The sequence below is a fragment of the Massilia rubra genome, from assembly GCF_011682065.1.
In the GTDB taxonomy this organism is placed as follows: Bacteria; Pseudomonadota; Gammaproteobacteria; order Burkholderiales; family Burkholderiaceae_D; genus Telluria_A; species Telluria_A rubra.
Map to the genome: position 1 here is coordinate 1 of NZ_VUYU01000004.1, position 17,000 is coordinate 17,000.

Annotated in this window: 2 protein-coding genes; both read left to right on the forward strand. The window is 66.9% G+C overall.

What is annotated here, in order from left to right; genetic code table 11:
• On the forward strand, window positions 1-3,236 hold a 3,236-nt coding region (locus F0185_RS06990), incomplete at its 5' end, for a non-ribosomal peptide synthetase (RefSeq protein ID WP_167222891.1).
• A complete protein-coding gene (locus F0185_RS06995; protein WP_167222893.1) occupies window positions 3,229-16,989 on the forward strand; it encodes a non-ribosomal peptide synthetase in 13,761 nt (4,586 codons plus the stop codon). The genes F0185_RS06990 and F0185_RS06995, both read left to right, overlap by 8 nt.
• Window positions 16,990-17,000 lie beyond the last annotated feature (11 nt).

Consider the following 17,000-nt stretch of genomic DNA (forward strand, 5'->3'; position numbering starts at 1 on the left):
CCGCGCCGCTGCCGCTCTCGTTCGCGCAGCAGCGCCTGTGGTTCCTGGACCAGCTCGACCACGCGGCCGGGGCGGCGTACCACATGCCGGCCGGGCTGCGCCTGTCGGGCCAACTGGACACGGACGCGCTGGTGCGCGCGCTCGACCGTATCGTGGCGCGTCACGAAAGCTTGCGCACCTGCTTTGTCGAGGTCGACGGCACGCCGTGGCAGCGCATCGGCGCGGCAGGGCAGGGCATGGCGCTGGCGCGCCACGACCTGTCGCATCTGCGCGGGCATGAGCAGGAACAGGCCTTGGCCGCGCAGGCGCAGGATGAAAGCGCGGCGCCGTTCGACCTGGCGCGCGGGCCGCTGATCCGCGCGCGCCTGCTGCGCTTGGGCGAGCGCGAGCATGTGTTGCTGGTGACCCAGCACCACATCGTTTCCGACGGCTGGTCGGTGGGGGTGCTGGTGCGCGAATTCGCGGCGCTGTACACGGCCTTCAGCCAGTCGCTGGACGATCCGCTGGCGCCGCTGGCGATCCAGTACGCCGATTACGCGCTCTGGCAGCGCGACTATCTGCAGGGCGAAGCACTGGAACGCCAGTGCAGCTTCTGGAGCGCGCACCTGGCCGGCGCGCCGGCGCTGCTGGAACTGCCGACCGATCATCCGCGTCCGGCCCGGCAAAGCCATGCCGGCGCCAGCGTGGCGTTCGCGCTGCCGGCCGCGCTCACGGCGCAGTTGCAGGCGCTCGGCCAGCGCCATGGCGCCACGCTGTTCATGGTGCTGCTGGGGGCGTGGTCGGTGCTGATGAGCCGCTTGAGCGGACAGGACGACGTGGTGATCGGCACCCCGGTGGCGAACCGCCAGCGCGCCGAGGTCGAGCCCCTGATCGGCTTCTTCGTCAATACCCTGGCCGTGCGCGTGCGCCTGGACGCCGATCCGAGCGTGGCGCAGTTGCTCGAACAGGTCAAGGGCACGCTGCTGGACGCGTACGCGCACCAGGACATCCCGTTCGAACAGGTGGTCGAGGTGGTCAAGCCGGTCAGGAGCCTGGCACACAGTCCCCTGTTCCAGGTGATGCTTACGCTGAACAATACGCCCGAGCGGCGAAGCATCGTTTTGCCCGGTTTGTCGTTGAACGGCATCGAGAGCGACGTCACGAGCGCGCAGTGTGACTTGACGATGTCGCTCACCGAGGTCGATGGTGTTCTCGCGGGTGAGCTTACGTATGCCAGTTCATTGTTCGAACAGGGCACGATCTTGCGCCTGATCAGCGCATGGGAAACTGTGTTGACAGCCATGGCCGGTGACGACCAGCAAACAAGCAGCCGCGTACCGCTGCTGTCCGCATCCGAGCGCCACCGTGTGCTGGAGACCTTCAATACCACGCGGCAGGGCGAACCTGCGGAACGCACGATCCATCGCATCGTCGAGAAACAGGCCGAAAACCATCCTAAGGCGGTGGCGCTGCGCTGCGATGGACAAGCGCTTAGCTATTCCGAACTGAACCGGAAGGCCAACCAGCTCGCCCATTACCTGATCGGGCTCGGGATTGAACCCGATCAGCGCGTTGCCATTTGCATGGACCGGTCGCTCGATATGTTCGTCGGCCTGCTTGCGGTTCTGAAGGCCGGTGCGGCCTACGTGCCGCTCGACCCGGGCTATCCGCTTGCGCGCCTGCGTTATATGATCGAGGACAGCGCCCCGCGCGTCTTGCTGACCCGGCAGGACTTTGCAAGCGTCGTGCCCCAGCCCGGCCTGCCGGTGCTGGCCATTGACGGCAAGGAGGAAGCGGCGATCGCTGCCGCGTCGGCCGCCAATCCGCAAGTCGACGCTCTCACGGCGGGCCATTTGGCCTATGTGATCTATACCTCGGGCTCGACCGGCACGCCCAAGGGTGTGATGATCGATCATGCGGCGGCGTGCAACCTGGCGATGGCGCAGCGGCAGCTGCTTGGACTGACCGCAACAGCCCAGGTGTTGCAGTTTGCCTCGTTCAGTTTCGACGCTTGCGTGTGGGAGATCCTGATGGCCTGGGGGGCGGGCGCCACCTTGCACGTGGCTCAGCGCGATGCGCTGCTGCCGGGCTCCTCTCTATGCGGCACGATGCGAGATCTCGGCATTACGCATGCGACCTTGCCATCGGCCGTACTCGCACTGAGCCCCGACATCGCAATGCTGCCCCGCTTGCACCTGATTGCGGCGGGCGAAGTCTTGCAGACCCAGCTGGCAGAGCGCCTGCGCAGCAGGCATGTCCTCATGAATGCCTATGGTCCGACCGAAGCAACAGTGTGTGCGACAGCTTATCTGGTGCGCGACGACAGCCCGAACCGGGTCCCTATCGGCAAACCGCTGGCCAATATGCGCGTCTATATTCTCGATCGCCATGGCGCGCCTGTTCCGGTTGGCGTGCGTGGCGAAATGTATATCGGCGGCGCCGGTATCGGGCGCGGTTACCTCGGGCGCGCCGACTTGACGGCGGAGCGCTTCGTGGCCGATCCGTTCAGTGACAAGCCCGGCGCGCGCATGTACAAGACCGGCGACATCGGCCGTTGGCTCGATGATGGCAATGTGGACTATGTGGGGCGCAACGATACCCAGGTCAAGCTGCGCGGGTTCCGGATAGAGCCCGGCGAGATCGAAAGCCGGCTGCGCGAATGCGCCGGCGTGCGCGAAGCGGTCGTCGTGGTGCGCGCCCAGGCGGCCGCCGCGGACACGCTGGTGGCCTATCTGACCTGCGACACTGAAGATGGGGGCAACAGCGCGCACTGGCGCCGCCACTTGTCGGAGCTCTTGCCCGACTATATGGTTCCGGCGCACTTTGTGGTCCTGGCGGCGATGCCGCTCACGCCAAATGGCAAGATCGATGTCGGAAACCTGCCGGCCCCGCAACGCGCGGCCCTGGCGCTGGCAGCTGTTGAAGAACCCGATGGCCCGGTGGAAACGGTGCTGGCGGCGCTATGGTGCGAGTTGCTGGGCCTGGCGCGGGTCGGCAGAAACGACAACTTCTTCGAGCTGGGCGGGCACTCGCTCCAGGTGGTCCGGCTGATCGGACGTATCCGCGAGCAGTTCGATGTCGAGCTCTCGCCCAAGGCCGTGTTCCAGAGCCCGGTTCTCGTCGATCTCTCCGAGACCATCATCGAGGCGAAACTCGCTGCCTTCTCCGACGAGGAGCTTGCCGCCATGGACGCCGAATTAAACGTGCTTTCTGAACGAGAGCTACTTAACCTGATTTCCGAGAGCAAAGATGACTGAAGAGCTTGATGCCCATGCGCGCCTTAAACGCCACGCACTCCTGCAAAAAATGATGCAGCGGCGTACCAGCGAGAGCGGCCATGCGATTCCCCGCGCCGACCGTCACGCCAGCTTGCCGTTATCGTTCGCGCAGCAACGCCTGTGGTTCCTGGACCAGCTCGACGACGCGGCCGGGGCGGCGTACCACATGCCGGCCGGGTTGCGCCTGTCGGGCGAACTGGACACGGAGGCGCTGGTGCGCGCGCTGGACCGCATCGTGGCGCGCCACGAGAACTTGCGCACCAGCTTTCCCAGTCGCGATGGCGCGCCGCTGCAGCATATTGGCGCGCCGAACCAGGGCTTCGCGCTCGCCAGGCACGACTTGTGTCATTTGCATGGCGCGGCGCAGGAGGCGGCGGTCCATGCGCTGATCGGCGCGGACAGCGACGCGCCATTCGCCCTGGCCGATGGCCCGCTGATCCGCGGCAGCCTGCTGCGCCTGGGCGAGCGCGAGCACGTGCTGCTGGTGACCCAGCACCACATCATTTCCGACGGCTGGTCGGTGGCGGTGCTGGTGCGCGAACTGACGGCGCTGTACACGGCCTTCAGCCAGTCGCTGGACGATCCGCTGGCGCCGCTGGCGATCCAGTATGCCGATTACGCGGCCTGGCAGCGCGACTATCTGCAGGGCGAACGACTGGAACGCCAGGGCAGCTTCTGGAGCGCGCACCTGGCCGGCGCGCCGGCGCTGCTGGAACTGCCGACCGACCATCCGCGTCCGGCCCGCCAAAGCTACGCCGGCGCCAGCGTGGCGTTCGCGCTGCCGGCCGCGCTCACCGCGCAGCTGCAGGCACTCGGCCAGCGCCACGGCGCCACCCTGTTCATGGTGCTGCTGGGGGCGTGGTCGGTGTTGATGAGCCGCTTGAGCGGTCAGGACGATGTGGTGATCGGCACCCCGGTGGCAAACCGCCAGCGCGCCGAGGTCGAACCCCTGATCGGCTTCTTCGTCAATACCCTGGCCGTGCGCGTGCGCCTGGACGCCGATCCGAGCGTGGCGCAATTGATCGAACAGGTCAAGGGCACCATGCTGGACGCGTACGCGCACCAGGACATCCCGTTCGAACAGGTGGTCGAGGCGCTCAGGCCAGCGAGGAGCTTGAGCCACAGTCCCTTGTTTCAAGTCATGCTCACGCTGAACAACACTCCCGAGGCAAAGGCCATCGCGCTGCCCGGACTCACACTGGAGGGGTTGGGATCGCGCGACAATACGTCGAAGGTCGATCTGTCGATGGCGCTCACCGAAGTGGGGGGCGGCTTGCAAGGTTCGTTGACATATGCCACCGATTTGTTTGAAGGGGCCAGCATCGGCCGCCTGATCGATTGCTGGCGTTGCCTGCTCGACGCCATGGCAGGCGATGAGCATGCGCGCACAGGGCGCTTGCCGCTGTTGACCTCGCCAATGCGCAAGCAACTGCTGTCCGACTTTAACGCGACCCGCGCATCTTTTCCAGCAGAAAAGCTGATCCACCAACTGTTCGAGGAACAAGTCGTCCTGCAAGCGGCGACGCGCGCCGTGACGTATGAGGGATCGCATTTATCCTACGGCGAACTGAACGACCGTGCAAACCAGTTAGCGCATTACCTGATCGGGCTGGGCGTGGGGCCTGACGTGCGGGTGGCGATTTGCCTGGAGCGCTCGCTGGACCTGGTGGTTGGCCTGCTGGGCATCCTGAAGGCAGGTGGCGCTTACGTCCCGCTCGATCCCACCTACCCGCGCGAACGGCTGGCCGACATGCTGGCCGATTGCGCGCCCCGGCTTGTGCTCACGCTTGGCGCGTTGGCGCCGCTGCTGCCGCCGCTCGGCACGGCCGTGGTGTGCCTGGATGCCATACAGCCGGTTCTGTGCGCTCAAGCGCTGGGCAATCCTGTGCTGCCGGAACTCCATGCCCGACACCTGGCCTACGTGATCTATACCTCGGGATCGACGGGGAGACCCAAAGGCGCCATGAACGAGCACCGCAGCGTGGTTAACCGCTTGCTCTGGGCACGCGAGGAATACGCGATTGGGCCGCACGACAAGATATTGCAAAAAACGCCATTCGGGTTCGATGTCTCGGTATGGGAGTTTTTCCTGCCCTTGCTCGCTGGCGCCACGCTGGTGCTGGCACGGCCCGGGCAACAAGGCGACGCGGCCTATCTGGTCGAGCTGATCGCCGAACAAGACATCACGGTCCTCCACTTTGTGCCATCGATGCTGCAAGTGTTCCTGGACCAGGCCGCCCCGCTCAGGACGTCGCGCCTGCGCGATATCTTGTGCAGTGGCGAAGCCTTGCCCTACGCACTGCAGCGCATGTCGCACAGCGTGCTGCCACAGGTGCGCCTGCACAATCTGTACGGACCGACCGAAGCGGCCATCGACGTCACTTACTGGCGTTGCAGCGCCACCGCCCATGCCGGCATCGTCCCGATAGGACGACCGATCTGGAATACCAGCATGTATGTGCTGGACCGGTATCTGCAGCCCGTGCCGCTTGGCGTGCGCGGGGAATTGTACATTGGCGGCATTGGTGTCGCACGCGGCTACCTGAACCGGCCGGAATTGACGGCCGAGCGCTTCGTGGCCGATCCATTTAGTCTTGAGCCCGATGCGCGCATGTACAAGACGGGCGACGTGGGGCGCTGGCTGGACGACGGTCAACTCGAGTATCTGGGGCGCAACGACTTCCAGGTCAAGCTGCGCGGCTTCCGCATCGAGCTCGGCGAAATCGAGGCGCGCCTGTTGGCGTGCGAGGGCGTGCGCGAAGCGGTGGTGCTGGCGCTGGCGCCGCCGCAAGGGCAGGGCCAGGGAGACGCGCGCCTGGTCGCGTACCTGACGGCCACGCCGGAAAGCGACCCGGCCGCGCTCGAGCCGGGCGCGCTGCGCCAGGCCTTGCTGGCCTACCTGCCCGAGTACATGGTGCCAGGCGCGTTCGTGACGCTGGCGGCGCTGCCGCTCACGCCGAACGGCAAGCTGGACCGCAAGGCCTTGCCGGCGCCGGATGGCGCGGCGATGTCCCAGGCCGACTATACAGCGCCGCAAGGCGCCGCCGAGCAGGCCATGGCGGCCATCTGGCAAGAGCTGCTCGGCGTGGAACGGGTGGGACGCGACGACCATTTCTTCGAGCTCGGCGGACATTCCCTCCTCGCCGTGACCCTGGTTCAGCGCTTGCGCTTGATCAAGCTGCAGGTTGATGTGAGGAATCTGTTCGCGACGCCCGTGTTGTGGATGCTGTGTGCCTCCTGCACAGGCTGGAGCGAAACGCCCGCGCACGCGCCTGGCGATGCGCAGGCCAATCCCGCGCTGGTGACGCTGAGCGAGGACGAGATGGCGCAGATCGGCGCGATCGTGGCTGGCGGCTTGGGCAATGTACAGGACATCTATCCCCTCGCACCTTTGCAGGAAGGAATTCTGTTTCATCACATGCTGGGTGGCCAGGGGGACGCCTATCTGACTTCCGTGTTGACCAGCTTTGCCAGCCGGGCCACGCTGGACGGCGCGATTGCCGGCTTGCGCAGGACGATCGCGCGACACGACATATTGCGCACGGCGATCCTGTGGGAAGGATTGTCCGAGCCGGTGCAAGTGGTGTGCCGCGAGGTCGAGTTACATGTCGAGGAGGTGGTGTTTGACGCGGCTGAAGGCGAGATCATGGAACAATTGCGCACGCGCTTCGATCCTCGCCGCAATCGGCTTGCCGTCAGTTCCGCGCCCTTGATGCGCCTGCACGTATGCCATGATGCGCCGCGCGCGCGCTGGCTGATGCTGATGTGGGTGCATCACCTGATCGCCGACCACGTTGCGATCAAGTTGATGTACCAGGAGGTGGGCGCTTATCTGGCCGACGCCGGCGCGCAGCTGGCGCCGAGCGTGCCCTACCGGGACTATATCGCGCAGACCAGGCGGCCCGGAGCGCGCGAAGAGCAAGAGCGCTTTTTCCGTACCATGCTCGACGGCGTGACTGAACCGGCCACGCCCTTTGGCCTGCTCGACGTCCATGGCGATGGCAGCGACATCCAAGAAGCGCACCTGGCCATCGACGCCATCCTCGGTGCGCGCCTGCGCGCCTGCGCGCGCCGCCTGGGCGTGGCAAGTGCGACCTTGTTTCACCTTGCATGGGCGCAGGTCCTGGGCCGTAGCTCTGGCCAGCATGACGTCGTGTTTGGTACCGTGCTGTTGGGGCGGATGCATGCGGGCGCCGACGCTGAGCGCGCCCTCGGCCTGTTCATCAACACGCTGCCGATCCGCATTGATATCGGCGCTGGCAGTGCCGCCACGCTGGCGCGCGAAACCCATGCACGCCTGGCCGAATTACTGCGCCATGAGCATGCGCCGCTGAGCCTGGCCTACCGCTGTAGCGCGGTGCAGGCACCGGCGCCGCTGTTCGTCGCGCTGCTCAATTACCGGCATGGTACGGCGGACGCGGTGGCGCCCGCCGCCGTGCTTGAAGGTATCCACGCCTTGTCGAGTGAAGAGCGGACGAATTATCCGCTGACCCTGGGCGTTGACGATCTCGTCGATCGCTTCGCCTTGACTGTGCAGGCGAGCAGTGCCTGCGCGTGCGCGCCGGTCTGCGCGCTGATGGAGACCGCACTGGAATCGCTGGTCACCGCTCTTGAAAGCGGCTCGGACCAGGCGTTGGCAACGCTCGACATTCTGCCCGCCGCCGAGCGGCGCCGCCTGATCGTCGAATTCAATGCCAATAGCGCGCCAATTCCGGCCGTGGCGCTGGCGCACGCGGCATTCGAACGGCAGGTTAAGGCGCAGCCGGACGCGATCGCCTTGCGCTATGAGGGACTCGACCGATTCGAATCACTGAGCTACGACGCGCTGAACCGGCGCGCCAACCGCCTGGCGCACTGCCTGATCGCGCACGGCGTGAAGGCCGACGACCGGGTTGCGCTGTGCATGGCGCGCGGCCCGGACCTGGTTGTGGCGATGCTGGCCATTCTCAAGGCCGGCGCCGGCTACGTGCCGCTCGACCCGGCCTATCCGGAGCAACGGCTGGCCTGGATGCTCGACGACAGCGCCCCGAGCGCGCTGGTCACCGACGCCGATGGCGCCGCGCGCTGGGCCGGACGCTTGCCCGCCTGTCCGGTGATCGCCCTGGCCGGCCCTGGCAGCGGCGCGCTGGCGGACCAGCCGGACGGCAATCCGGACCCGTCCAGCCTGGGACTGGGGCCGTCCCATCTTGCCTACGTCATCTATACCTCCGGCACTTCCGGCCAGCCCAAGGGGGTGATGGTCACGCACCGCAATATCGCGCAGCATATCGCGGCCTCGATCGCGCACTACGGCATCGGCGCCGGCGATTGCGTGCTGCAATTCACCTCGATCAGCTTCGACCCGTCGGCCGAACAGATCCTGTGCGCGCTGGGCGCAGGCGTGCGCCTGCTGCTGCGCGGGGAACACGTATGGACACCGGAGGAACTGGGAACGCTGCTGCGCACCCATGCGGTGAGCGTGGCCAACATCGCGCCGGCCTACTTCGCCAGCCTGGGCGACACCCTGGCCCAGGCCGATTCGCTGCGGCTGCTCATTGTCGGGGGCGACAAGCTGGGGCAGGCCGCGCTGGAGAGCTTGCCGCCTGGCTGCACGCTGCTCAACGCCTACGGCCCGACCGAAACGACGGTCACCGCGACCACGTTCGCGCTCGCGGCGGGCGGGCCGGTACCCGCCGCCATCCCGATCGGTAAGCCATACGGCAATACCCGCGTCTACGTGCTGGACGCGCATCTGCAGCCGGTGCCGCTGGGCGTCAGCGGCGAGATCCACATCGGCGGCGCCGGCGTGGCGCGCGGCTACCTGAACCGGCCGGAACTGACGGCCGAGCGCTTCGTGGTCGATCCGTTCAGTCCCGCGCCTGATGCGCGCATGTACAAGACGGGCGACCTGGGGCGCTGGCGCACCGACGGCCAGCTCGAGTACCTTGGGCGCAACGACTTCCAGGTGAAGGTGCGCGGCTTCCGCATCGAACTGGGCGAAATCGAGGCGCGCCTGGTGGCGTGCGCGGGCGTGCGCGAAGCGGTGGTGCTGGCGCTGGCGCCGCCACAAGGGAAGGGCGACGCGCGCCTGGTCGCGTACCTGACGGCGACGCCGGAAGGCGACGCCTCCGCGCTCGAGCCGGGCGCGCTGCGCCAGGCGTTGCTGGCGCACCTGCCCGAATACATGGTGCCAGGCGCGTTCGTGACGCTGGCGGCGCTGCCGCTCACGCCGAACGGCAAGCTGGACCGCAAGGCGCTGCCGGCGCCGGATGGCGCGGCACTGGCGCTGGCGCGCTACGCGGCGCCGCAAGGGGCCACCGAACAAGCGCTGGCCGCCATCTGGCAAGAACTGCTGGGGGTTGAGCGGGTCGGCCGCGAAGACCATTTCTTCGATCTCGGCGGGCACTCGCTGCTGGCGGTGCAACTGGCGTCGCGGGTGCGCCAGCGCATGGGGGCCGAGCTGCCGCTGCGCACCCTGTTCGCGCGCCCGCTGCTGCGCGAGCTCGCTGGCAGCCTGGCGCAGCTGGCGTGCGCGCCGCTGGCGCCGATTGCGGCGGCCAGCCGCGCCGCACCGCTGCCGCTCTCGTTCGCGCAGCAGCGCCTGTGGTTCCTGGACCAGCTCGACCACGCAGCTGCGGCGGCGTACCACATGCCGGCCGGGCTGCGCCTGTCGGGTGAACTGGATGCGGACGCGCTGGTGCGCGCGCTGGACCGTATCGTGGCGCGCCACGAAAGCCTGCGCACCTGCTTTGTCGAGGTCGACGGCATGCCGTGGCAGCGCATCGGGTCGGCGGGGCAGGGCATGGCGCTGGCGCGCCACGACCTGTCGCATTTGCGCGGTCATGAGCAGGAACAGGCCCTGGCGGCGCAGGCGCAGGATGAGAGCGCGGCGCCGTTCGACCTGGCGCGCGGGCCGCTGATCCGCGCGCGCCTGCTGCGCCTGGGCGAGCGCGAGCACGTGTTGCTGGTCACCCAGCACCACATCGTTTCCGACGGCTGGTCGGTGGGGGTGCTGGTGCGCGAATTCGCGGCGCTGTACACCGCCTTCAGCCAGGCGCTGGAAGATCCGCTGGCGCCGCTGGCGATCCAGTACGCCGATTACGCGCTCTGGCAGCGCGACTATCTGCAGGGCGAACGACTGGAACGCCAGCGCAGCTTCTGGAGCGCGCACCTGGCGGGCGCGCCGGCGCTGCTGGAACTGCCGACCGACCATCCGCGTCCGGCCCGGCAAAGCCATGCCGGCGCCAGCGTGGCGTTCGCGCTGCCGGCCGCGCTCACCGCGCAGCTGCAGGCGCTCGGCCAGCGCCACGGCGCCACCCTGTTCATGGTGTTGTTGGGGGCGTGGTCGGTGTTGATGAGCCGCTTGAGCGGACAGGACGATGTGGTGATCGGCACCCCGGTGGCGAACCGCCAGCGCGCCGAGGTCGAGCCCCTGATCGGCTTCTTCGTCAATACCCTGGCCGTGCGCGTGCGCCTGGACGCCGATCCGAGCGTGGCGCAGTTGCTCGAACAGGTCAAGGGCACGCTGCTGGACGCGTACGCTCACCAGGATATCCCGTTCGAACAAGTGGTGGAAGCGGTCAAGCCGGTGCGTAGTGCCAGCCACAGTCCCCTGTTCCAGACAGTCATCACGCTCGACAATACTCCCGCCAGCGCCACGCTCTCCTTGCCGAATCTGCAGCTGGCGCCGTTGGAAATGCCCGGGCTCAATACAAAATTCGACTTGACGCTCTCGCTGCGCCTGAGCGAAGGCAGGCTTCATGCGGAACTTGCCTATGCGACGTCTTTGTACTTGCCGGACCGGATTGAAGGTCTGCTCGCTTGCTGGCGCAACCTGCTTGATGCGATGGTGCGCGACGACGCGCAACCGGTCGCGCGCCTGGCGTTGATGAGCGCCGACGAACGCCGGCGCGTGCTGGTGGGCTTGAATGCCGCGCGCGCCACGTCCTCCTGCGAGCAACTGATCCATCGCGTTTTCGAAGAGCTGGCTGAACGCCAGGCCGACGCTGTCGCCGTGCAATGCGCCGGTCAGGTGATGCATTACGGCGAGCTCAATCGCCAAGCCAACCAACTGGCGCATCACTTGATCGCGCTGGGCGTTACGGCCGAACAGACGGTCGTGATTTGCATGGACCGGACGCCGCAACTGGTGGTCGCGATGCTGGCGATCCTCAAGGCGGGAGGAGCGTATGTGCCACTCGACCCGAGCTATCCCCCGCAACGGCTGCATCAACTTTTCCGCGACAGCGGCGCCAACATCGTCCTGATGTTGACCGGGCAGGAACCCGCCGGTGCTTGCGCCGGCCTGGTGCCGGTGTATCTGGACGGCGAGGCCGCTGCGATCGCGGCGCGTCCCGCGCACAATCCGGACCTGGCCCTGTCGCCGCGCCATCTGGCGTACGTGATGTACACGTCCGGCTCGACCGGCGCACCGAAAGGGGTGATGATTGAGCACCGCAGCGTGATCAGGCTGGCCCTTGACGGCGGCTATGCTCCCCTTGCGCCAAGCGATTGCGTTGCCCATTGCGCGAACCCAGCCTTCGATGCCGCTACCTGGGAAGTATGGGGAGCGCTCCTGAACGGCGCCAGGTTGCTGGTCGTGCCGGCGGCGCTGGTATTGATGCCGGCGGAGTTTGCCGAAGCATTGCTTGAGGGCGGCGTGAGCGCCATGTGGTTGACGGCGGGGCTGTTCAATCACTATATCGACACGCTGGCGCCGGTGTTCGCACGGCTGCGCTACCTGCTCATCGGTGGTGACGTGCTCGATCCCGCCGTGGTCGCGCGCCTGCTCGGCAGAAGCGAACGGCCAGCCGTCGTATTGAATGGATACGGACCGACGGAAACCACCACCTTCGCCGCAACGTATGCAATCGTGCCGGGTAGCGAACCGATGGGGCAGATTCCACTCGGACGTCCGATTGGTCACACCACCATCTATGTGCTCGATGCCTGCCTGACGCCGGTGCCGGTCGGTGTGACGGGCGAGATCTACATCGGCGGCGCAGGGGTTGCGCGCGGCTACCTGAATCAGTTGGAATTGAGCGCGGAGCGCTTTAGCGCGGACCCCTTCGACGCTGGCGGCGACGCGCGCATGTACCGCACGGGTGACCTGGGCCGCTGGCGCGCCGACGGCAATCTTGAGTACCTCGGCCGCAACGATATGCAGATCAAACTGCGCGGTTTCCGCATCGAGCCAGGGGAGATCGAAGCGCAACTGGCGCGCTGCGCCGGCGTGCGCGCCGCTGTCGTGCTCGCGCGTGAGGACCAGCCGGGCGACAAGCGGCTCGTTGCCTATCTCGTCACGCAGGACGATCATGCGCTCGACCTGAACGCCGTGCGGGACGCGCTTGCCAAGGTACTGCCGAGCTATTTGTTGCCCAGCGCCTATGTCAGCATGGTGGCATTGCCGCTGACGCCGAACGGCAAGGTCGATCGCAAAGCGCTGCCGGCTCCGGAGGGGGCGGGCGTCGCACACGCCGCGTACGCTGCGCCCGAAGGCGCCAGCGAGCAAGCCATGGCGCTCATTTGGCAAGCGTTGCTGGGCATTGAACAGGTCGGCCGTGACGATGACTTCTTTGCCTTGGGAGGGCACTCTCTGCTCGCCGTGCAGCTTGGTTCACGGGTGCGCGCGGCCATGGGCGTCGACTTGCCGCTGCGTCAATTGTTCGCCACTCCCGTTTTGCGCCACCTGGCGGCCGCGCTGGCCGGGGCGCAGGAAACCCGGGTTGACGTCATCGTGCCGGCTGCACGGGACCGGCGTTTGCCTCTCTCGTTCGCGCAGCAACGCCTGTGGTTTCTCGACCGCCTCAATAGCGCCGCAAGCGTGGCGTATCACATACCGGTGGCCTTGCGCTTGCGTGGCGTGCTGCGGCGCGATGCCGTGCAAGGCGCGCTCGATGGCCTCGTTGCGCGGCATGAATCGCTGCGCACCTGTTTTGTGGAGCATGACGGCGTGCCTTACCAGTCGATTGGCGAGGCGGCACAAGGGCTTACCCTGACCGAGCGCGACCTGTCCCATCTGCGCGGCAAGGAACTCGACAATGCCGTGCGCCTGTTCGCCACCGATGAGGCCAGCGCGCCATTCGACCTGGCGCGCGGCCCACTCATCCGCGCCAGCCTGTTGCGCCTTGCCGGGGATGACCATGTGCTGCTGGTGACGCAGCATCACATTATTTCGGATGGCTGGTCGATGGGCATCCTTGTGCGCGAATTTGGGCGCTTGTACAGCGCCTGGTGCCAGGGACAGCGCGATCCTTTGCCAGCGCTGACGCTGCAATATGCCGACTACGCGGTGTGGCAGAGGGACTGGCTGCAGGGCGAACGCCTGGAGTTGCAAAAGCAATTCTGGCGCACCCGGTTGAGCGGCGCGCCAGCCTTGCTCGCGCTGCCGCTGGACCGCCCGCGTCCCGCCGTGCAAGGACATGAGGGGGCCAGTATGGCGTTCACCCTGGCGCCGGAGGTGGCGGCGGGTGTGCGTCAACTCGCCCAGCGCCATGGCGCGACCCTGTTCATGGTGTTGCTTGGCGCATGGGCGGCGTTGATGAGCCGCCTGAGCGGCCAGGACGACGTGGTGATCGGCACGCCTGTGGCGAATCGCCAACGCGCGGAAGTCGAACCCATGATCGGCTTTTTCGCCAATACGCTGGCGATCCGCGTGCAGTTCGATGGCGACCCGGATGTGGACGCCCTGGTTGCGCAGGTCAAGCGGGTCACGCTCGATGCCTACGAACACCAAGATATTCCGTTCGAACAGGTGGTCGAAGCACTCGCGCCCGCGCGCAGCGTCAGCCACAGTCCCCTGTTCCAGGTGGTGTTCAGCCTGGAGACGGGCGCGCCTGCCGCACCCGACCTGCCTGGACTGACGCTCGCGCCGCTGAGCGCGCAGCGCACCACGACGCAGTTCGACCTGGCGCTGTCGATGTCGGCGTCCGGCGATACGCTTGAGGGCAACCTGAGCTATTCAACCGCGCTGTTCGACGCGGACAGCATTGCGCGCATGGTGGCGGCCTGGCGCCGCTTGTTGACGTCGATGCTGGCGCCGGCCACGGGCGCGGCCGAGCCGGTCGGCCGCCTGGCCTTGCTGGACCCGGACCAGCGGCATCAATTGCTGGAAGGGTTCAACGCGAGCGCTCGCCCGTATGCCTGCGGGATGACGCTGCACGGGCTGGTCGAGGCGCAGGCGCGCAACAGTCCCGATGGGTGCGCCGTCATGTTTGGCGCGCAGCGCCTGAGCTACGGGGAATTGAACCGGCGCGCCAATCAACTGGCCCATTACCTGATCGGCCTGGGCGTGCGCCTTGAACAGCCGGTGGCGATTTGCATGGAACGCTCGCCCGAGCTGCTGGTGGCCATGCTGGGGATCCTGAAAGCCGGCGCGGCGTATCTTCCCATCGACCCGGGCTATCCGGCCGACCGGATCGCGGCGATACTTGACGATAGCGCGCCGCTGGCATTGCTTACCCACGCGCATGCGCACCCGGACGCCGGCTGGTCGGGTGTGCGGGTGTTGCGCGTGGATGGCGCCGACGGCGCCGCCATCGCGAGCCAGTCCGATGCCGATCCGTCGGTGGCGGGGCTTGACGCGCGCAGCCTGGCCTACATCATCTACACATCCGGTTCGAGCGGCCGCCCCAAGGGGGCGCTGCTGGAGCACCGTAGCGTGGTGCGCCTGGTGCACCAGCCAAGGTATATGCGCATCGGTCAGTCCGATTGCCTGGTCCATTGCGCCAATCCCGGCTTTGACGCGGCCGCCTGGGAAATCTGGAGCGCGCTGGTCAATGGCGCCAGCCTGTTGATCGTTCCCGCCGATACCTTGCTCGACGCCAGCCGTTTGCTGCAACTATTACAGGCCCATCCAGTGAGCATCCTGCACCTGACTGTCGGCTTGTTCAATCAGTATGCCGACCTGCTGGCGCCCGTGTTTTCGCGGCTGGCCTACCTGCTCTTCGGCGGTGAACGCAGCGATATCGGCACGGTGATGCGGGTCGTGCGCAACTGCCCGCCGGCCAATCTGGTGCATTGCTACGGTCCCACCGAGGCAAGCACGTTCTCGACGACGTACCTGGTCGCGCCATCGGCCGGCTTATCGCTTGACGCCGCGCTGCCCATCGGCAGGCCGGTTGCCAACACGCGCGTGTATCTGCTTGACCGGCACGGCGAACCGGTACCGCTCGGCGTCACCGGCGAAATCCATATCGGCGGCGACGGCGTGGGGCGCGGCTACCTGAACCAGCCCGGGCTGACGGCGGAGCGTTTCGTGCCCGATCCGTTCGTCGGGGATGGCGCTGCGCGCATGTACAAGACGGGCGACCTCGGACGTTGGCTGGCCGACGGGAATGTGGCGTATCTCGGTCGCAACGATGCACAGGTCAAGATCCGTGGCTTCCGCATCGAACCGGGGGAAATCGAGAGTGGCCTGGCGCAGTGCGACGGTGTGCTGGAGGCGGTCGTCATGGCGCGTGCCGACGCGCGCGGCGCCTTGCGCCTGGTGGCCTACGTGGTCGGACAAGCGGGGCAGGCCCCGACCGGGCCGGTGCTGCGCGCCGCACTCGCAAAGCGCTTTCCGGACTATATGGTGCCGGCGGCCTTCGTGGTGTTGCCGGCCTTTCCTCTCACACCCAACGGCAAGCTGGACCGGCGCGCGTTGCCCGAGCCAGACGCCTGCAGCGCGGCGCCGTACGCCGCCCCGCGCGGGCACATCGAGGAAAGCGTGGCTGCGCTCTGGCGCGAATTGCTCGGCGTCGACAGGGTAGGGCGCGACGACCATTTCTTCGAGCTGGGCGGACACTCGCTGATGGCCGTGCAACTGGCGTCCCGATTGCACGCCTTGCTCGGCGTGGATGTGCCTTTGCGGCATCTGTTCGCCCATCCTACCCTGGCGCAGTTCGCGGCGGCATATGCTCACGGCGCAGCGCCTGCCTATTCGCTGCTGGCGCCGATACGGACATCGGGAACGGCCCCACCGTTGTTCCTGATCCATCCGGGCGAGGGCGACGTCGATTATGCGCGCACGCTCGCCGCCCGGATCGACAGCAGTATTCCGGTGTACGGCGTCAGCGCCAGTGGATTCCAGGAGGGCGAAACGCTGCATCGCACGGTGGAGGACATGGCCGCATGCTATGTGCACGCGATACGCCAGCTTTTTCCGCAAGGCCCGTATTGCATTGCCGGCTATTCGTTCGGCGGCGTGGTCGCGTTCGAGATGGCGCGCCAGCTCCAGGCCAGCGGGCAGTCGATCGGCTATCTGGGCTTGATTGATACGCCGGCGCGGCTGGACGCGACGCCATGCTCCATTGACGAAACGCCCGCTATGTATCTGTTGCGTAGCTTGCGCGCGGCGTTTGCGCACATTCCTTCGGAACTTGACGGCGTATTGCAGTCATTGGCGCAGTCGGACCAGCTGGACGCGATGTGCCTTGCCGCGCAGGAGAAGCAACTCTTACCGGGTGGCGTGGATGGGGCGACCCTGAAGCGCCACCTGGCGGTGCGCCACACCATCGACAAGGCGGCGCGGACCTACCGTGTACAAGAGGCGGATCTGGCGGCGACGCTGTACTGCGCCAGTGCGGTGCACGGCGCCGCCTATGCGGCGGACTGGCAGATGGTGCTGGGCTCCGTGCGGGTGGTGTCCATCGGCGGAAACCATCAAACGATTTTGCACGAGCCCCACTTGGCGCGGCTGGGCGCCGCCATTACGGCGGACCTGCTGGAGACGGTGTTCCAGGACAATCGTATGACTGCCCAGTCACCCTGAAGCCTGCCGCA

What these genes read in the sequence shown, in the direction of transcription:
- F0185_RS06995 (WP_167222893.1), top strand. Translation starts at nt 3,229, where the DNA reads ATGACTGAAGAGCTTGATGCCCATGCGCGCCTTAAACGCCACGCACTC.